The organism is Gordonia sp. PDNC005 (assembly GCF_016919385.1).
GTDB lineage: Bacteria > Actinomycetota > Actinomycetes > Mycobacteriales > Mycobacteriaceae > Gordonia.
Window position 1 is genome coordinate 1448982 of sequence record NZ_CP070351.1, and the last position, 19266, is coordinate 1468247.

Annotated in this window: 14 protein-coding genes and 1 pseudogene; 8 read left to right on the forward strand and 7 right to left on the reverse strand. The window is 66.8% G+C overall.

Going from position 1 to position 19266, the window contains the following annotated elements:
• Positions 1–3: 3 nt before the first annotated feature.
• Positions 4–3687 (reverse strand): ATP-dependent RNA helicase HrpA, encoded by a 3684-nt coding sequence (gene hrpA, locus JVX90_RS06875; protein WP_205331644.1) that lies wholly within the window; start codon positions 3685–3687, stop codon positions 4–6.
• A 72-nt stretch (positions 3688–3759) separates the two neighbouring features.
• On the opposite strand from hrpA, the gene JVX90_RS06880 reads away from it, so the two are divergent.
• Positions 3760–4221, forward strand: coding sequence for an SRPBCC family protein (locus JVX90_RS06880; protein WP_205331645.1), 462 nt, complete (start codon positions 3760–3762; stop codon positions 4219–4221).
• A 9-nt stretch (positions 4222–4230) separates the two neighbouring features.
• Here JVX90_RS06880 and JVX90_RS06885 read toward each other — a convergent pair whose 3' ends face one another.
• Positions 4231–4842 (reverse strand): AAA family ATPase, encoded by a 612-nt coding sequence (locus tag JVX90_RS06885; protein ID WP_205331646.1) that lies wholly within the window; start codon positions 4840–4842, stop codon positions 4231–4233.
• A gap of 54 nt (positions 4843–4896) precedes the next feature.
• On the opposite strand from JVX90_RS06885, the gene JVX90_RS06890 reads away from it, so the two are divergent.
• Entirely contained in the window at positions 4897–6129 is a 1233-nt protein-coding gene (locus tag JVX90_RS06890) for an aminotransferase class III-fold pyridoxal phosphate-dependent enzyme (RefSeq protein WP_205331647.1), read from the forward strand.
• A gap of 239 nt (positions 6130–6368) precedes the next feature.
• On the forward strand, positions 6369–7091 hold the full coding sequence (locus JVX90_RS06895; protein ID WP_205331648.1) for a DUF899 family protein: 723 nt from the start codon (positions 6369–6371) through the stop codon (positions 7089–7091).
• A gap of 78 nt (positions 7092–7169) precedes the next feature.
• Here JVX90_RS06895 and JVX90_RS06900 read toward each other — a convergent pair whose 3' ends face one another.
• Positions 7170–7697: a carboxymuconolactone decarboxylase family protein gene (locus JVX90_RS06900; protein WP_205331649.1), complete on the reverse strand. Its 528-nt coding sequence runs from the start codon at positions 7695–7697 to the stop codon at positions 7170–7172.
• The gene (locus JVX90_RS06905) at positions 7697–8278 is read right to left on the reverse strand and encodes a peroxiredoxin (protein WP_008379253.1); all 582 of its coding nucleotides are present in this window, start codon (positions 8276–8278) and stop codon (positions 7697–7699) included. The genes JVX90_RS06900 and JVX90_RS06905 overlap by 1 nt, the downstream gene beginning before the upstream one ends.
• Before the next feature lie 147 nt (positions 8279–8425).
• Here JVX90_RS06905 and JVX90_RS06910 point away from each other — a divergent pair, with 147 nt between their 5' ends.
• Complete coding sequence (locus JVX90_RS06910; RefSeq protein WP_205331650.1) at positions 8426–9376, forward strand: hydrogen peroxide-inducible genes activator; 951 nt, start codon at positions 8426–8428, stop codon at positions 9374–9376.
• On the opposite strand, the gene JVX90_RS06915 is transcribed toward JVX90_RS06910, so the two are convergent.
• The gene (locus JVX90_RS06915) at positions 9357–11363 is read right to left on the reverse strand and encodes a DUF3516 domain-containing protein (protein WP_240194082.1); all 2007 of its coding nucleotides are present in this window, start codon (positions 11361–11363) and stop codon (positions 9357–9359) included. The two genes, JVX90_RS06910 and JVX90_RS06915, sit on opposite strands and share 20 nt — an antisense overlap.
• A 101-nt stretch (positions 11364–11464) precedes the next feature.
• Positions 11465–12427, reverse strand: a complete 963-nt coding sequence (locus JVX90_RS06920; protein WP_205331651.1) for a PAC2 family protein — start codon at positions 12425–12427, stop codon at positions 11465–11467.
• A gap of 136 nt (positions 12428–12563) precedes the next feature.
• Between JVX90_RS06920 and JVX90_RS06925 the strand changes: the two genes are divergently transcribed.
• Positions 12564–13187 carry a hypothetical protein gene (locus tag JVX90_RS06925; protein WP_240194083.1) on the forward strand — a complete coding sequence of 208 codons (624 nt, stop codon included), beginning with the start codon at positions 12564–12566 and terminating at the stop codon, positions 13185–13187.
• 121 nt (positions 13188–13308) lie between these two features.
• A pseudogene (locus tag JVX90_RS06930) lies at positions 13309–14415 on the forward strand (DUF4192 domain-containing protein).
• A 20-nt stretch (positions 14416–14435) separates the two neighbouring features.
• Here the strand turns inward: JVX90_RS06930 and JVX90_RS06935 are convergent.
• On the reverse strand, positions 14436–15119 hold the full coding sequence (locus JVX90_RS06935; protein ID WP_205331652.1) for a metal-dependent transcriptional regulator: 684 nt from the start codon (positions 15117–15119) through the stop codon (positions 14436–14438).
• Between the two features lie 131 nt (positions 15120–15250).
• On the opposite strand from JVX90_RS06935, the gene JVX90_RS06940 reads away from it, so the two are divergent.
• Complete coding sequence (locus JVX90_RS06940; RefSeq protein WP_205331653.1) at positions 15251–16495, forward strand: acetoin utilization protein AcuC; 1245 nt, start codon at positions 15251–15253, stop codon at positions 16493–16495.
• Positions 16488–19253: a bifunctional GNAT family N-acetyltransferase/acetate--CoA ligase family protein gene (locus JVX90_RS06945; protein WP_205331654.1), complete on the forward strand. Its 2766-nt coding sequence runs from the start codon at positions 16488–16490 to the stop codon at positions 19251–19253. Before JVX90_RS06940 ends, JVX90_RS06945 begins: the two co-directional genes overlap by 8 nt.
• The last annotated feature ends 13 nt before the right edge of the window (positions 19254–19266 follow it).

The window sequence follows — 19266 nt, forward strand, 5'->3', positions numbered from 1 at the left end:
CCCTCAGAACTGAGTGATTGCCTTGAGCACCCGTTTCTCGGATATCGGGCCCGCAGTGCCGAGCTGCTGTGCGAACAGGCTCACTCGCAGTTCCTCCAACTGCCACTGGACGAGATCGTTCAGGGCATCTTGTCGAGCCTCCGGTACCTGCGCCAGCCGCTGATTCCATGCAGCGATCACGCGGTCGACGACGACCATGCCCTGATTGTCGCGCGCGGCCGAGCCGGGGAGTGATTCCAGGCGGAGCCGTGCAGCCGTCAGGTAACGCGGCAGTGATCGAAGCGCCGACCCTGGAGTGACGGCGATGAATCCGTCGAACACGAGATTGGCTGCCTGATCGGCGACGTCGTCCGCTGCGAGCGAGCCCGTGCGCGAATCGATGGTGCGCCGGAGCTCGGAGTACTCCGCGAGCGTCGCGACTGCGAGGTCGAAGTACTCGGGTGCCAACGAGCGCACCGTCGGTGCGATCCGACCGGACATGGCCGCGAAGTCGGAGGGGCTGCGGAGGTCGCCGAGTGTGGTCTCGCGTGCGAGGACATCTGCCACTGCCCGCCGTGTGCAGTCCGCGAGCAGTGCGTCGACGTCTTGGTACGGGCTCTGACTGAGCGCGAGTCTGCGTGCAGGAGGCAACGACGAAGCGAGTTTCCGGCTCGGCGGGGCGATCGCCAGCGTCAGCAGTTCACGGACGCCTGCGGTGATACCAGCGTCACGTGCCACCGGGCTCGGGACGGTGGTGACCCGGACGCCGCGGCCGGGGATCACATGGAGTGTCGGGTACCGCGTCACCTGCTGACCTGCGAGCGTCTGCACTCGACTGTCGTCGAGAGTTCCGATGCCGTCGGATGCCCAGGTGGTGTAGACGGCGTCGTCCGCGGCGGGACTCGCGGTGGCCGGGGCGAATTGCGAGCGGAGGTCGCCGAGACGACCGCTTCGAGCGATGACGGCGCCGTTCGCATCATCGACGACGGCGAAGTGCATCCGCAAGTGGTCGGGCAGGGTGTCTGGGCGGAAATCGCGAGGACCGAGCGACATGCGGGTGATCGACGATAGCTCTCGCGCGAGCGCCGGAACCAACGCCTCCGAGCGAGGCGTGAGCTGGTCGAGGGCGAGATCGGCGTACCGCTGCGCGGGTGACATCGACTTGCGCAAGCCCTTGGGGAGAGACTTGATCAGCGCTGTCGCGAGCTCACTGCGCATGCCCGGCACCAACCAGTCGAAACCGCCGTCGTGGACGTGGGAGAGCAGTGCGCGCGGAATGACGACCGTGACACCGTCGTCCGGTGCTCCGGGGGAGAAGTTGTATCGCAACTCGAGGCGTGTCTCGCCCTGCTGCCAGGCCTCGGGGAAATCTGCCGCGGACGGACCATCGTCAGACCGGAGCATGTCGACCGACAAGTTCAGCAGCGTCGGATCAGCTCGGCCCGCCTTCTTCCACCACGAGTCGAAGTGCCGTGCGGACACGACGTTCGCCGGGACGCGCGCGTCGTAGAAGTCGAAGAGCTCTGTGTCCGAGAGGCCGAGGTCTCGGCGTCGTGTTCGGTGCTCGAGGTCCTCCGCGCTGGAGATGATGTCGGCGTTGTGGCGGACGAAGGCGTGCCGACTGCGCCACTTTCCGCCGACGAGGGCCTCGGTGATGAAGATCTCGCGGGATGTCTTCGGGTCGATGGGCCCGTAGTGCACACGGCGCTGCACGACGAGCGGCACCCCGTACAGGCTCACACGCTCGTAGGCCATCACCGCGGCTCGGCGGGTGGACCAGTGCGGCTCGCTGTACGTGCGGGTCACGAGGTCGCCGGCGGCCGCCTCGACCCATTCCGGGTTGATCGTCGCGACTGTGTGCGCGAACAGTCGGGAGGTCTCCATGAGTTCGGCGGCCATCACGAATGCGGGCGGCTTCGACGACAGGAACGATCCGGGGAAGATTGCGAACTTCGTACCGCGGGTGCCCAGGAATTCGCGTGTGTCGCCCTGGCGCGCGCCGATGTTCGTGAGCAGTCCGGTGAGCAGGGACGTGTGGATCGCTGTCGCATCGACCTCGGTAGTCGGAACCTGCCAGTCGAGGTCGCGGACCGTGCGGGTCAGCTGGCGATGCAGATCGATCCATTCGCGGACGCGCAAGAAGTGGATGAATTCGCGTTCGCACTGTCGTCGGAACTGATTGCTCGACAGTGCGGAGCGCTGTTCTTGCAGGTACGACCACAGTTGAACCTGACCGAGGAACTCCGAGCCGGGGACCGCGTGCTTCTTGTGCGCGGCGGTGGCGGCGTCGCGCTTGTCGGACGGGAACTCTCGTACGTCGGGCAGCGCGAGAGCCGCGGCGATCACCAAGACGTGATCGAGGCAGCCGTTCTCGTGACCGGCCACGAGCATACGGCCGAGTCGCGGGTCGACGGGAAGCCGTGCGAGCGTCCGACCCACCTTGGTCAGTCGAGCCGAGGCGGAGTCGGTGTCGGTGACGGCGCCGAGCTCGGACAGCAAGGCCATGCCGTCTCGGATCGCCCGCGACTCGGGCGGCTGAACGAACGGGAAATCGGCGATGTCGCCGAGTTTCAGCGACAGCATGGACAGGATGACGGCGGCGAGGTTGCTGCGGAGGATCTCGGGATCGGTGTACTCGGGGCGTGCGTCGAAGTCGTCCTCGGCGTATAGGCGAATGCACACGCCCGGGGCGACACGACCGCAGCGTCCGGCGCGTTGACGAGCGCTCGCTTGCGACACCTTCTCGATGGGGAGCCGCGTGACCTTCGTCCGCGTCGAGTACCTGGAGATGCGTGCGGTTCCCGAATCGATGACGTAGCGGATTCCCGGCACGGTCAACGATGTCTCGGCGACGTTGGTCGCCAACACGATGCGACGGCCGTCAGACGGGCTGAACACCTTGTGCTGCTCCGCGACCGAGAGCCGGGCGTACAGGGGGACGACCTCCACGTCGGGTCGTCGGCCGAGCGTGTCCGCGGTCTCCCGGATGTCGCGCTCGGTCGGGAGGAACACCAGGATGTCGCCGTTTCCGCCGGACCACAGTTCTCGGACGGCGGCCTCGATAGCGGCGATCTGGTCGAGGTCGGCGTGGTCCTCGTCGTCGGTCGCGAGGGGGCGATAGCGCACCTCGACGGGATACGTCCGGCCGGAGACCTCGATGATGGGGACCGCGTCGTCCGGCCCCGCGAAGTGTTTGGCGAATCGATCGGGTTCGATAGTCGCCGACGTGATGACCAGCTTCAGGTCGGGCCTGCGAGGTAGGAGCTGCTTCAGATATCCGAGCAGGAAGTCGATGTTGAGGCTGCGTTCGTGAGCCTCATCGATGATCAGCGTGTCGTATCGACGAAGTAGCGGGTCGGTCGTGATCTCACGCAGGAGGATGCCGTCGGTCATCACCTTGATCTGTGTGTTCTTCGAACTCTTGTCGGAGAACCGCACCTGGTAGCCGACTGCGTCGCCGATCTCTGTCTGCAGTTCGTCGGCGATGCGCCGCGCCACCGACGTCGCTGCGATGCGCCGCGGCTGCGTGTGGCCGATGGACGTTCGCCCCATCTCCAGGCAGATCTTCGGGAGTTGAGTGGTCTTGCCCGATCCCGTCTCGCCGGCGATCACCACCACTTGGTGATCACGGATCGCTTCGGCGATGTCCTCGCGGCAGGCGCTGACGGGCAGCTCGGGCGGATAAGTGATGGTCAGCGTCGACGACATGATCCGTCAATCCTACGTGCGTGCTGGGTCGAACCGTTGCCATGCCGTCGCGTGACTGGTGAGGTGTCGGTCATGACGAATGACTCACGACGCGTGATCTCCGCCCAGCGAACGGTTGCCGCTCCAACCGAGGTCATCTTCGACCTCATCGCCGATCCGACACGCCAACCGGAATGGGACGGCAACGACAATCTGCGGAGTGCGGCCCCCGGCCAGCGAATCCATGCCGTCGGCGACACCTTCGACACCGTTCTGACGACCGGCGACGTGCGCCGCAATCACGTCGTCGAGTTCACCGAGGGGCGGCTCGTCGCATGGCAGCCGTCTCCGGTGGACGCACCGCGTCCCGGGCACCTCTGGCGGTGGGAGGTGACGCCGACCGACGGTGGCGCCGTCGTGACGCACACGTACGACTGGACGGAACTGCACGACACCACCCGGCAGGCGCGCGCGAAGGCGACGACGGTAGACAAGCTCGCCGCGTCTGTCGATCGGCTCGCCGAACTGGCCGAGGGACAGGCGCCGAGCGCCTGACGTGGCAGGTCAGAAGCGAATGTGCCGTACGGCGACCTCAGCTCGACGGACCGCCGCGGCCGGTCGTGACAGCCGGTTCCGCGTCAGTGGCAGGCCGACGTCCGCTGCGATGGCTTCGACGACCTCGTCGAGTGTGAGATCGTCGGTCTCGACGTGCACACCGAATGAATCGTCGGCGAGCGCAGTCCGACATCGGTCGATCTGAGCGTGAGCCCACGACTCGTCTCGGCCGAGAAGCCGAGCGCCGAGCGTCGACACCCGTGAGGCCAGGCGGCGTTCGAGCGTCTCTCGACTCGCGATGAGCGCGTAGTGGTGGACGTCGATCCCGCGGCGACGGAGTTCGGCCACCGTCTGATCGAAGTACCGAGGGTCGACGACTGTCATCGGCACGAAGACCGGCTCGTCACCTGCGGCAGCCGACTGCTGGAGAGTGTCGGCGACGCCCGCTCGCCACTGAGGCAGGTCTTGGAAGTCGGTGCGTGCGAACGCAGGCAGCATCTTGTGCATCGCGTAACCGAGTATCTCGGGATCTGCGATGTGACCCCGTCCGTGCCTGCGATGCAGTTCGTGGACAGTGTGCGTCTTCCCGGACCCGAATGCGCCGTTGACCCAGATGATCATGGGATTCACGGTACCGACGGGCGGCGATCGGTCGCCTCGTGCGATATTTGACGCATGGGTTCACTCTGGCACGGTTTTGCAGACATGGGCGCGGTCACGGCGAGCGGTCCGTTCGTCGTCACCCGAGGTGACGGCACGCGCATCTACGACGACAAGGGCAACGAATACCTCGACGCCACGGCGGGCCTCTGGTTCACCAACATCGGCCACGGTCGTACCGAGGTGGCCGAGGCGGTTGCGAAGCAGCTCTCGACGATCGCGCACTACTCGAACTTCGGCGACCTCGCGTCCGATGTGACGATCGAATTGGCCGATCGCGTAGCCGCCATCGCCCCGGTCGAGGGGTCGAAGGTCATGTTCACCCTCGGTGGCTCCGATTCCGTCGACAGCGCCTACAAGCTCGCTCGTCGCTATTGGGTGGAGCAGGGGAAGCCCGGCAAGACCATCGCGGTCGGACGCACCAAGGCGTACCACGGCATGCATGCGGCGGGCACCTCGCTTGCCGGCATCCCGCTCAACGCCGAGGGCTACGGCGAGATCATCCCCGACACCGAGACCGTCGACTGGGACGATGCGAAGAGCCTCCTCGGCCTCATCGAGCGCATCGGCGCGGACAAGATCGCGGCGTTCTTCGTCGAACCGATCATCGGTGCCGGCGGCGTGTACCTGCCGCCGGACGGCTACCTGGCCGAGGTGCGCGACATCTGCCGTGAGCACGACATCCTGTTCATCGTCGACGAAGTCGTCACCGGTTTCGGCCGTATCGGCGGCGGTGCGTGGTTCGCGTCGGCCCGCTTCGATCTGCAGCCCGACATGATCACCACCGCGAAGGGTCTGACCAGCGGTTACGTCCCGATGGGCGCCCTCATCGTGTCGCCCCGCGTGGCTGAGCCCTTCTTCGCCGGTGGAACCTGGTTCCGCCACGGTTACACCTACGGTGGCCACAACGCGTCGGCCGCCGCTGCACTGGCGAACCTGGACATCATCGAGCGCGAGAACCTGCTCGACGGCGCGAACCGCCTCGAATCCGATCTCGCGCAGGCGTTCACGCCGCTCGCCGAGCTCGATTCGGTCGCCGAGGTCCGAACGGGTCTCGGTGCGGTGACCGCGGTCCAGCTGGCTGACCCGGCGAAGGCGATGGCCGCCATCGGCAAGCTCCGTGAGCACGGTGTGAGCGGCCGTGCGGCCGGCCAGGGCGCGCTGCAGATCTCGCCTGCGTTCGTCATGACGACCGACGAGGTCGGCGAGCTCGCCGACCGTTTCGCCGCGGCACTGAAAGAACTGTAGAAAACCCGTTGCGGCCCCTCCGGGCCCGGGCGTAGCGTCGTCTTCGTCAAGGGAAAGGAGGTGGTCCAGACAATGGTTTCATTCAGGACCGAGGAGGTGGCCGCCGCCTGACGGCGGTCGCCCACCTGAACGAAGACGAACCCCTCCGCACGCGAGAATCGCGAGCGGAGGGGTTCGCTCATTCGATGACCGGGCCCGCTGTGGCGGCCTACCGTGGATTCTGCTGACCATCGCGACACTTGGAGGACTCATGTCCGGAGAATCCGATTCCGCCGGTTGTGGATCGACAGGCGTGGCAGGTCGACGTCGAGCGCCTACGCGAGCGAGAGAAGGCCGCCACCCGTGAACTCGACGCCATCGCGGCGCAACGCAGGCGCATGCCGGTTGTTGAGCTCCCCGAATACGTGCTCACCGCCGAGGACGGTTCGAAGGTCTCTCTCGCCGGTGTCTTCGGCGGCCGCTCCCAGTTGGTCGTGTACAACCACATGTGGGCCGACGGCGCACAGTGGCAGTGTTCCGGGTGCACCGGGTTCACCTCGCAATTCGTCCGCCTCGAAGGGCTGGACGCGTACGACGCGCGGTTCGTCATCGTGAGCAACGGACCGATCGACGAGCTCGTCGCCTACAAACAGGCGACGGGCAACCGGATGTCCTGGTATTCGTGTGCGGGGACGGACTTCGGCGCAGACGTCGGGGCTCCGGCGGGCGGAGGCTTCGCCCTCAATACATTTGTCCGCGCCGGCGATCGGGTGTTCCATCAATGGCAGACGTTCAGCCGTGGCGTCGAACAGATCTCCTCGGTGTTCGGGCTGCTCGACCTGCTGCCGTACGGGAGGCAGGAGCAATGGCAGGACGTCCCGGACGGCTGGCCGCAGTCGCCGACTTTCACCCGCTGGGCGAGCTCGGAGGACATCGCGGACTGGCACGGCGCGGGAGGCGACATCGGCGCAGACCGCGACTGAGAAGACACACGACTGACAAAACACCGGTGCCCCGTCGACTGATCGACGGGGCACCGGTGTGTGCAGCTGAATGCGGCGTTACGCGAGGGTCTCGGCGATGCCGATCGCCTGGCCGACGCCTGCGACGATCGACGCGACCTTGAGAGCTTCGAGGACGGCTTCACGGTCGACGCCCGCTTCACGGACGACGTTCTCGTGTGCGCCGACGCAGTGCTCGCAGCCGTTGATGGCCGAGACGGCGAGCGACCACAGCTCGAACGTCGACTTGTCGACGCCGGGGTTGCCGATGATGTTCATCCGCAGTCCGGGACGCAGGTCGTCGTACTTGCCGCCGAGGAATCCACGACCGCGGTAGAACACGTTGTTCATGCCCATGATCGACGCCGCGCCGAGGGCGGCGTTGTACGCCTCCGCGGACAGGGTGTCGGCGGCCTCGTCGGAGATCTCCTTGAGGACGGTCGCATTGCGGGTGGCTGCGGCGGTGGCCAGCAGTGTGCCCCACAACTGCTCCTCGGTCAGCACGGTGGTGCGGCTGATCGAGCCGAGGTTGAGCTTCAGATCCTTGGCGAACTCGGGGAGAGCGCTCTTCAGGTTGTCGATGCTCATCAGGCGGTCATCAGTTCGCCGGCGTTGATGGTGGGGTCACCCTTCTTCCAGTTGCAGGCGCACAGCTCGTCCGACTGCAGGGCGTCGAGGACACGGAGGACCTCGTCGACGTTGCGACCGACGGATCCGGCGGTCACGGAGACGAACTGGACCTCGTTGTTCGGGTCGACGATGAAGGTCGCGCGATCGGCGACACCGTCGGCGTTCAGGACGCCTGCGGCCTCGGCGAGCTCACGCTTGAGGTCCGAGAGCATCGGGAAGGGAAGGGTCTTGAGGTCCTCGTGCTGTGCACGCCACTGGAAATGGACGAACTCGTTGTCGACCGAGGCGCCGAGGACCTGGGTGTCGCGGTCCGCGAACTCGTCGTTGAGCTTGCCGAAGGCGGCGATCTCGGTGGGGCAGACGAAGGTGAAGTCCTTCGGCCAGAAGAAGACGACGCGCCACTTGCCCGCGTAGTCGTCCGAGGTGACGGTGGTGAAGTAGTCGTCGGGCTGCTGCGCGTCGACCTTCGAGAGGTCGCCGCCGATGACTGCGGTCAAGTTGTAGGCCGGGAACTGGTCGCCGATGGTCAGCAATGCCATGACACGTACTCCTGTTTTCGTTGAAAGGGGTGCGATGAGAATCGATCCGCCGCGAGCGTGCCGGGGTGACCGTCGCTCGGGCTCGCCTCCAGTGTGCCCCTAAACGGTTAGAAAGTAAACGTGATGACACGCACTATACTGATAGGCATGGTCAATCAAAGCTATCAGCCGTCGATCGGCGGACTCCGCGCCTTCGTCGCCGTCGCGAAGAAGCTCCACTTCGGAACGGCAGCAACGGATCTCGGTGTGAGTCAACCCTCACTGTCCCAGGCCCTCGCGGGTCTCGAAGCGGGCCTCGGACTCCAGCTGGTGGAACGCACAACACGACGAGTGATGCTCACTCCCGAGGGTGCGCGGCTGCTCCCCGCGGCCATCGCCGCCTGTGACGCGGTCGACGACTTTCTGCTCGACGCGGCAGGGGATCTGGATCCGCTCGTGGGTCGGCTGCGCCTCGGATTCATTCCGACCATCGCGCCGTACATCCTGCCGCGAGTGCTGAGGGGACTGGCGTCGAGGCGTCCGTCTCTCGACCTGATGGTGATAGAGGACCAGACGGATCGGCTGCTCGGACAACTGCGTGACGGGACTCTCGACGCCGCGGTGCTCGCGTTGCCGACCGGTGTCGCGACGTTGGGCGAGGTCACGATGTACGACGAGGACTTCCTGTTGGCGCTGCCTGCTGATCATCCGCTCGCGGGGCGTAAACGGCTGTCACCGCAGCTGCTCGCCGACCTGCCGTTGCTGCTGCTCGACGAAGGCCACTGCATGCGGGACCAGGCCCTCGACGTGTGTCAGAGCGCAGGCGTACAGCCCGATCTTCAGCAGACGCGTGCCGCGTCGCTGACCACGGCCGTGCAGTGTGTCGAAGGCGGACTCGGCGTCACGCTGATACCGAAGACGTCGGTAGCGGTGGAGACCGCCGCCGGTGCACTCGCCGTCGCGGAGTTCGCGCGGCCGCGACCCGGCCGCCGGATCGGCCTGGTCTACCGACAGTCGTCGGGACGTGCCGACGCGTACCGCGCCTTGGCGGCCGACATCACCGAGCTCGTTGCCCAGAGCGGTGACGTCACCGTTCCCGTCAGACCTGCGCACCCGTGAGCTCGGCCCACTCGTCGAGCAGGCTGGAGTCCACCCCGCGGATGAGCGCACCGAGTTCGTCGGTGAGGTCTTCGATCTCGTCGGTGACGGCCGACATCGGCAGACCGTTCGACAACGCTCGGTAGCAATCCGTCAAGTACCGCAGTACAACACCTTCGCTGCGGGCCAGGCCGAACTGGGAGATCAACTCGGCGAATGTCATCGACCGTTCGCGCATGTGTCGAAGGACGGATTTGCACGACGGTGTCGAGCCTGCGAGCCACGGGTGGCCCCGCTTGTAGACCTCGTACGCGAAACCGATCTCCTCGGCGAGCGGCTGCGGCCAGGTGATCTCCTCGAGGCGCTCCATCCGCTCCTCGTACTCGATGCCGTCGGCCTTCATCTCGGCGATCGCCGCATCACGGGCCGCCTTGCGCTGGGCGATGAGCACGGGACGGGGATCCTCGAGGATGCTCTCGACAACGGACACTACGTCGAGTGTGTAGGTCGAGGATTCCTTGTCGAGAAGCTCGAACGCCGCGACGGCGAAGGCCGACAGCGGGTTGGTGAGTGCGAAGTTCTCCGGCAGATCGACCGACAGCTCCACGTTCTTGCCGTCGGGCGCGGGACTGTCGAGTCTGGTGACGATGCCCGTCTCGCACAGGTCACGGTAGAGCGCGATCGTGTGCTTGATGTGGCGCAACTGACGGTTGCGCGGTTCGTGGTTCTCCTCGAGCAGATGACGGAGTGCGGCGAAGCAGTCGCCTGGCCGCTCCATGACCTCCATGAGCATGGCGGTCGTCATCCGGAAATGGGAGCGCATCTCTTCGTCCGGAGCGTCGATCAGGGTGGTGAACGTCTGCTCACCCCAGCTCACGAAGCCCTCCGGTGCTTTGCGTCGCACCATCTTCTTCAGCTTCTTCGGATCGTCGCCGGCTTTGGCGAGCGCACGGGCGTTCTCGACGTCGTGATCGGGCGCCTGGGCCACGACGTATCCGACGGTGTCGTACCCGGCGCGTCCTGCGCGTCCGGCGATCTGATGGAACTCGCGGGCTCGCAGGCGTCGGACCCGGTTGCCGTCGTATTTGGTGAGGCCGGCGAACAACACGGTGCGGATCGGAACGTTGATCCCGACCCCGAGGGTGTCTGTGCCGGCGACGACCTTGAGGAGTCCGGCCTGTGCGAGGCGTTCGACGAGGCGGCGGTACCGGGGGAGCATGCCCGCGTGGTGCACACCGATGCCCGAGCGCAGAAGCTTGCTGAGGGTGCCGCCGAATCCGGTGCTGAACGCGAAGTCACCGATCGCCTCGACGATCGCGGCCTTCTCCTCCTTGGTGCACAGTTTGGCCGACAGCAGCGCCTGCCCGCGTTCCACCGCCTGCTGCTGGGTGAAGTGAACGACGTACACCGGTGCACGGCCTACGGAGACGAGTTCTTCGATGGTCTCGTGGATCGGAGTCATAGCGTACCGGTGTTCCAACGGCACCGGCCGCTCCACACCCGTGACGGGCACTGTTGCCCGACCGGTGCGCTTGGTCAAGTCGTCGACGAAGAACGACGTGTCGCCCAGAGTCGCGGACATGAGGAGGAACTGTGTGTTCGGGAGTTCGATCAACGGCACCTGCCACGCCCACCCGCGGTCGGACTCGCCGTAGTAATGGAATTCGTCGGCCACGAGCACACCGATGTCGCTCTCGGGACCCTCACGAAGGGCGATGTTGGCCACGATCTCAGCGGTCGCGCAGACGATCGGCGCATCGGAGTTGACCGAGGCGTCGCCGGTCGCCAGCCCGACGTTCTCCGCGCCGAACTGCTCGCACAGATCAAAGAACTTCTCGCTGACCAGGGCTTTGATGGGTGCCGTGTAGTACGCGCGCTGCCCGCGGCACCGTGCGAAGTAGATCGCTCCGGACGCCACGAGCGACTTTCCCGAGCCCGTCGGCGTCGCCAGAATGACGTTGCTGCCCGACACGAGCTCCAGGAGCGACTCCTCCTGATGCGGGTACATGTCGATACCGCGAGCAGCCCACCAGTCGGAGAACCTCTCGAACGCGAGGTCCTCGTTCTCGGTGGGCTGCAGCGGTTCAGGTGTGGTGGGGGTCTGGTCGATCAGACCTGATCACGTCCTTCATCCGGGTCGCCGAACTCGGCGGCGTGTTCGGCGAGGAACTTCTCGAACTCGGCGCCGAGTTCGTCGCCGGTGGGCATGGATTCGTCCGGCGCGAGGAGAGAGGCCTGCTCCTCCTGCGATCTCATGTAGGCGTCGTACTGGTTCTCGAGTGCGGCGACGACCGACGAGATCTCCTCGTTGCCCTCGACTTCGCCGTCGATCTGCTTACGCACTTCGGCGGCCGCGTTGGTCAGCGCGGCGATCGGCAGGTCCAGACCGGTGACGACGCCGATGTTCTCGACCAGCGACGCGGCGGCGGCCGGATAGTTCGTCTGTGCCAGGTAGTGCGGCACATGCGCGGACAGTCCCGCGGTGCGGTAGCCCGCCTCGCCGAGCCGGAGTTCGAGCAGCATCGACGCGCTCGCGGGCAGCTTCAACGGGTTGCCCCACTTGTTGAGGTCGGCGAGCGCGTCCTTGTCGGTGCCATGCGCGGTGACCGACGCGGGCCGGGTGTGGGGGACGGCCATCGGGATCGAGTTGAGACCGACGACCTGGGAGACTCCGAAGTGCTCTGCCAGGGCGGCGAGCGCTTCGGTGAACCGGTCCCACCGCAGGTCGGGCTCGGGGCCCTCCAGCAGCAGGAATGGAACGCCCGCATTGTCCTTGACGGCGTGCATGGTCAGCTTCGGCATGGTGATGCCGTCGAACTGAGTGCCGGAGAACGAGATCATCGGTCGACGTGACCGGTAGTCGATCAGCTCGTCCGTGTTGAACGTCGCGACGAGTTCGGTGTCGAGGGCGTCGCGCAGGTGCGATGCGGCGAGCGCAACGGCGTGCCCGGCGTCGGCGTAGCCCTCGAGCGCGTGGATCAGCACCGGGCCGTCGCCCTCGGCGCCGGAGACGGCGGGTGCAGGGAATTCGAGCTCGTACAGCGAACGCGGCTCCATCGAGTTGTCGTCCACGGTTGCCCCTTCCTTGACGATGGTGCGTCGAGTGCACCACAAGAGTTTCCATTGTCCCGTACGGGAGTCATGCGCTTCAACACGGTTTCCGATGCGACCATTCCCCGCAGGTGGCAGACGTGGCACAGTGAGGGGCGTGCAGGTTGTGACTGGAGTGAAGTGTGGTGTTGTTGCGATGGCCGTGCTGGCCGGCGTGACCGCGTGTGGTGTGGACGGCGGCGCCGTCCGCGAACCCGATCTCTCGACGAAGGTGGTTGAGGTGTCCGCGTTCCCGTACGGCCCTGCGACCGCGGTTCCCGAGTCCGGAGTGCCCGGAGCGATCGCCGACATCACGTTCCGCCCGCTGCGCGTGGCGAACGATCCCCAGGAGTGCACCCCGGCGCCGGTTGACGTCGGCAGCGCACACGTCGTGGTGGGCCCCGGCGGCCCAGCAGGCGGCACGCTGACCGTTATGGTCGCACGCGCGTCCGACAGCCGGGCCGACTTCGTCGACGGCATTTGTGAGACGTTCCGACTCGGCGGCACCGTCGGCACAACCGTGACGACCACTGTCGACACGTCGACGGAGACGATCGTCAACCGCCGCGACCTGATCACCAACGGAACCGCGTACGCCCACGTGTACGAGCTGGTCCGACAGGAGGGCTCGACCCGGCTGTACGTCCAGAACCGGTATCCGTCGGCGTCGCTGTCCGCCGACGAGGAGGCTGCGACGCGCACGCTCTTCGAGGCCGCGTCCGCAGCCGCGTTCGGCGACTGACCAAGCGCACGTCCCCCGAGGCGGGGCATCACCGCAGGTGAATCTGTGGACAATCGAATCAGTCGTCCACAGATGGCCCTCGCCGCCGTCGACGAGGTGATTCCGGGCGCACAGTGAGCGCATGAAGATCACCATCACCACTCGTATCCAGGGCTCAACCACCGTCGCCGACCCCGATCCGCTTCTCGCTGCCATTCCGGCGCTGTTCGGGTTCGTGCCGGAACGGTCCATCGTCCTGATGTGCTTCGACGCTCAATCACAGGTCACCGCTACGATGCGGCACGATCTGTTGTGGACTCGCGGCGGACGACCGCCCGCGGCCCTCAAGAAGGTGTTCGCCCAGCTCGCCGATCTCGGTGCTGACTACGGCACGGCGAATGTCATCGCGGTCGCAGTCGACGACCGCTTCCCGCCAGACCATCCGGCGTTCACACACCTGTTCCGCGAACTGCACCGCGCGCTCCGGCCCGCCGGGGGAGTGACGGCTGCTTTCGCCGTCGGGGACATGTCAGAAGGGGCGGCGTGGCGAACAGTGTGGCGGTCGGCGGCACCGTTCGCGATGTTTCCGATCGACATCGCCGAGTAGGGTGTGCTCAGTGACCCTCAGTGCTCACCGGTGGCGTTGGCGAAGGCAGTAGAGCACGGACGCGGCATCCTTCGTCGTCGCTCGGAGATGACCGACCTTCTCGCGTCGGCGCCGCATTGTGACGACTCGGACACTTGTCGTGCGGGCGCTCCGATCCCGGCTCACGGTCCGTCGACCAGCACCGACGCAGATCGGCTCGCGCTCGTGTACGCGACCGTCCTGGCTCGCTCGGCGGGTCGCTGCGAAACCATGCCGTGCGCCCGGGTGGACGCGTTGGCCGATGCGTTGAGCTCGGTCCACGTTCGAGACGCACTCCTCGGCCTGTGCCTCACGGTCCACCGCGAAGCGGCTGAAGAAATGTGGCTCGACCTCACGAGACGACTCTCCGGGACGCCGCGCGCGGCCGCCGCCACCCTCCTCGGATACCTGCACTACATGGAGGGATCGGGGGCCATGGCGTCCGTCGCGTTCGAGGCGGCGCATGCGGCGGATCCGTCGTACGCACTCGCCAACCTGCTCGACACGGCACTTCTCAACGGGATGCGTCCACGGGACCTCGACGGGCTCGCCGACCTGTCGTTCGATCTCGCACGCCGCCTCGGGGTTCAGATCCCGCCCGCGACCTACAGTGCCGCAGGATGACGGTCAGGCGGGGACGACGGTCAGGCGGGGACGACGAAAATCGCGTGCGCCATCTCCGACGACAGCGTGAGGCCCTCGTGGCCGGGCGTGCTGATGATGACGGCTCGCGGTCCGACAGTTGCACTCACGCGAGCATTCGGGACCACACCGGCCTCGCGAAGGTCGGCGATCAACTCGGGATCGGCCTGCGCGTGCTCGGACATCCGTCGCACGATCACCGCGGACTCGCCCTCAGGCAGGTCGACGAGGCGGACCACTGTGTCGCCCGAATCCGGTGTCGGCTGCACGCCGAGCTCTTCGAGGCCGGGAATCGGGTTGCCGTAGGGCGATGTGGTCGGGTTGTCCAGGACGGCCAGGAGGCGTCGCTCGACGTTCTCGCTCATCACATGCTCCCAGCGGCATGCCTCGTCGTGGACCTCTTCCCACGGCATGCCGATGACGTCGACGAGCAGACGCTCGGCGAGGCGATGCTTGCGCATCACTGAGACGGCGAGGGAACGGCCTGCCGGAGTCAGTTCGAGGTGGCGATCGCCGGCGACTCGCACCAGCCCGTCGCGTTCCATGCGCGCAACAGTCTGCGACACGGTCGGGCCGCTCTGCTCCAAACGTTCTGCGATGCGTGCGCGGAGGGGGACGATTCCCTCCTCTTCGAGGTCGTAGATCGTCCGCAGGTACATCTCGGTGGTGTCGACAAGATCGTTCACGGCAGCCATGGTCCTTTCGCTGAACTCTCAGGTTACCCAAAGTGATCGGGCTGCGTTGACTACCGGTCGGGTCACTCGATTCGGCGAGTGTCGGCCACATGCGTGCGGGGACAACCTATAGCGTGGTCGGGGTGAATGCCGCGATCATCTGGAGTGATCATTTCCTCGACTACAAGTGGGCGTACACCCACCCGATGAGCCCGATCCGGCTCGCGTTGACGATGTCGCTGTCGCGGAGCCTCGGCCTGCTCGACGACGTCGATCCCGCCGAACCGCTCCCGGTCGACGACACGATCCTCTCGACCGTCCACACGCAGTCGTACATCGACGCGGTGCGTGCCGTCGGGTCGGGGGCCACCGCGTCCAACAATGCGCTGTTGCAGCGACTCTTCGGGCTGGGCAACGACGACAACCCGGTGTTCGAATCGATGCACGAGGCAGGATCGATGCTGGTCGGTGGCACTCTCGCCGCAGCGCAAGCGATCACCTCGGGGGCGGTGACTCGTGCGGTGAACATCGGAGGCGGCATGCATCACGCCATGCCGGGTCACGCGGCGGGCTTCTGCATCTACAACGACTGCTCGATCGCCATCGAGTGGCTGCTGGCGCAGGGATACGACCGGATCGCGTACGTCGACATCGACGCCCATCACGGCGACGGCGTCCAGCACCAGTTCTACAGCGACCCGCGCGTCATGACCGTTTCCGTCCACCAGCACCCGGCGACGCTCTGGCCGGGCACCGGATGGACCACCGAGATCGGCGACGGACACGCGGAGGGCGCATCGGTGAACCTCGGCCTCATGCCCGGCGTCACCGACCGGTTGTGGCTTCGGGCGTTCCACGCCGTCGTCCCGGCGATGATCGCGTCGTTCAAGCCGCAGATCATCGTCACACAGGCGGGTGTGGACTCTCACGTCGCTGACCCGCTCACCGATCTGGCTCTCACCGTCGACGGCCAGGCATCTGCCATGCGTGCCCTGCGAGACCTCGCGGACAAGTACTGCGACGGGCGATGGCTCGCCGTCGGCGGCGGCGGATACGGCGTGATCAACGTGGTGCCGCGCGCCTGGACACATCTGATCGGCATGGCGCTCGGCCGTGACGTCGACCCGACGACGCCGATCGGCGCCGAGTGGCTCGCCGAGGCCGCCGCGGCCGAGCAGGCCGTCCACCCCGACTATTCGCGTCCGCCCGAGTCGACGATGGGCGACGGCGGCGACCTCGCCTACGTGCCGTGGGACGGCGACACCGGCGCGCCACCTCCGGACGGCATCTCCGAGAACGCCCAACGACAGACCGACAAGGCGATCCTCGCCACCCGCCGCGCCGTGTTTCCGCTGCACGGCCTCGACCCGGAGGACCCCCGTGACTGACACCGAATACCCCCGCCACTGGGTCGCCGACGTACTGGCCTCGGACGGCGGCGTCGTTCACCTCCGACCGATCGTCCCCGCCGACGCCGACGCCCTCGTCGAGTTTCACAACGGGTTGAGTGAGCGCACGCGGTACCTCCGCTACTTCGGACCCACCCCGACGTTGCCGCCACGCGAGGTGGTCCGCATGACCACCGTCGACTACAAGAACCGCGCCGCCTTCCTGGCCCTCCTCGGTGACGAGATCATCGCGATGGGTGTCTACGAAGGACTGGCGGCCGACGGCAAACCGGAATCCGCCGAAGTCGCGTTCGTCGTGGCGGACCATCATCAGGGGCGTGGCCTCGGGCCGATCCTGCTCGAGCATCTCGCCGGCGCAGCAGCCGAACACGGATTCACTCGCTTCGAGGCTGAAGTGCTCTCGGAGAACCCGAACATGGTCGCGGTGTTCCGCGACGCCGGATACCAGGTGAGCCGTGCATTCGACGGAAGCACGGTGCACGTTGAGTTCCTGATCGACCCGAGCGAAGCTCTCACATCGGTGCGCAACGCTCGGGAACGCGCGTCGGAGGCGCGGAGCATCGCCAATCTCCTTCATCCGCAGTCCATCGCGGTGATCGGCGCGTCGACGGACACCAAGAAGGTCGGCAACGTCCTGCTCGCGAACATCATCGCGGGCGGTTTCACCGGGCCCGTGTTCCCGGTGAACGGCCCCGGCGCAACGGTCGACAAGGAACCCGTGCCGGAGCAGCACGTCTCCAGGTTCGCGGCGCCGACTCATCGCAGGCCGGTCCGCGAACCGCGACCCGCCCCGCCGTCGGTGCGTGGCATCAGGTCGTACCCTAGTGTCCGCGCCATTCCCGATCCGGTCGACCTCGCCGTGGTCGCCGTCCCCGCCGCGGGCATGGACGACGTGCTCAGCGACTGTCTCGCCAAGGGCGTCCGGACGCTGGTCGTGGTGTCGGCGGGATTCGGTGAGAGCGGCGAGGCCGGGCTGGAGTCCGAACGCCGCCTCGCCGAGCGGGTCCGCGCCCACGGGATGCGGTTGGTGGGGCCGAACGCGCTCGGAGTCATCAACGCGGACCTCGACATCGCGCTCAACGCGACCCTCGCACCCCGCGTCCCCGGCCCGGGTCGGGTCGGCTTCTTCTGCCAGTCGGGCGCATTGGGCATCGCGATCCTCGACACCGCCGCCCATCGTGGGCTCGGCCTGTCGACGTTCGTGTCGGCGGGAAACCGTGCCGACGTGTCGGGCAACGACGTGCTGCAATTCTGGGACACCGATGAGCGCACCGACGTTGTGCTGCTCTACCTGGAGAGTTTCGGAAACCCGCGCAAGTTCAGCCGAATCGCCCGACGTGTGGCGGCGTCGAAGCCGATCGTCGCGATCAAGTCCGGACGCGGCGCGATGACGCAGAGCCGGGCGGCACGGACCCGTGAAGCCGGTCGCGACGACGCCATCGCACACATGGTGCTCGGCCAGGCCGGGGTGATCCAGGTTGAGACGCTGACCGAGCTGTTCGACTGTGGGGCGATCCTCGCCTACCAGCCGCTGCCGGCCGGCCCTCGAACGGCGATCATCGGCAACTCGTCGGTCATCGCGTCCTTGGCCGCGAACACGGCGCGCGCCTCCGGACTCGACGTCGTGGCCATGGTCGATCTCGGTCCCGCGGTGACGCAGCCGGATCTGTCAGCGGCCGTCGCCGTCGCGATGAACGACACGTCCGTTGATGCGGTGATCGTGGTGTTCGTGCCGCCGGTCGCGGTCGACGCAGCCGACTACGCACACGGTCTGATGGAGGCGGTGCGGCCCGCGGACGGGGGAGACGTGCCCGCGAAGCCGGTGGTCACGACCTTCCTCGCGGTGGAGGGTGTGCCGCCGGGGTTATCCCGCTCAGGTCCTGACGGGATGCCCGTGCGCGGTTCGATCCCGTCGTACTCGACACCGGAACGCGCTGCGAATGCGCTCGCGCACGCGTGGAAGTACTCCGCCTGGAGGTCGCGTCCGCCGTCGCAGGTTCGAACGTTCGAGGGTGCTGCGGCCGAGGACGCCCGGTCGTTCGTCCGCGAGGCGATGGCCGACGGCCCGCGCGAGCTCACCCGTGTCGAGTCGGCGCGAGTGCTCGCCTACTTCGGCATCAACGTGGTGCCGTTCCGCGAGGTCCGCACGATGCAGGAGGCGTCGGCCGCCGCACGTGAGTTCGGCTTCCCGGTCGCAGTGAAGGCGACGTCGAAGTCCTGGGTCGGCCGAGTGGACCGAGAAGGCGCACGGCTCGACCTGCCCGATGCCACAAGCGTCCTGACCGCGTTCGCCGAGCTGCAGGCGCTGACCGGTGACACGGTGCTACATGTGCAGAAGATGGCGCCCAAGGGCTTGGGCACGTCGATCTCGGTGACCGACAACGCCTCCTTCGGCCCGCTCCTCAGTTTCGGGTTGTCGGGTCGCCTGTTCGACGTCCTCGGCGATCGTGGCTACCGGGCCGTGCCGTTGACCGAGGCGGACGCGCGAGAGCTGGTCGTGGAGCCGCAGGCCGCGATGCTGTTGGAAGGTGGGCCGGTGGACGACGCCGTCGACACCGAGCACCTCGTGGACCTGCTGCTGCGAGTTTCGGCGCTGGTCGACGCGGTGCCGGAGATCCGCAGTGTGCGATGCGACCCGGTCCTCGCGTCGGCGGACGGCATCGCGGTGTTGGGGGCCTGGATACGCGTCGGCCCGGTGCCCACTCTCGCGGACACCGGGCCGAGGCGGCTCGGGTAGGAGTACGTACCCG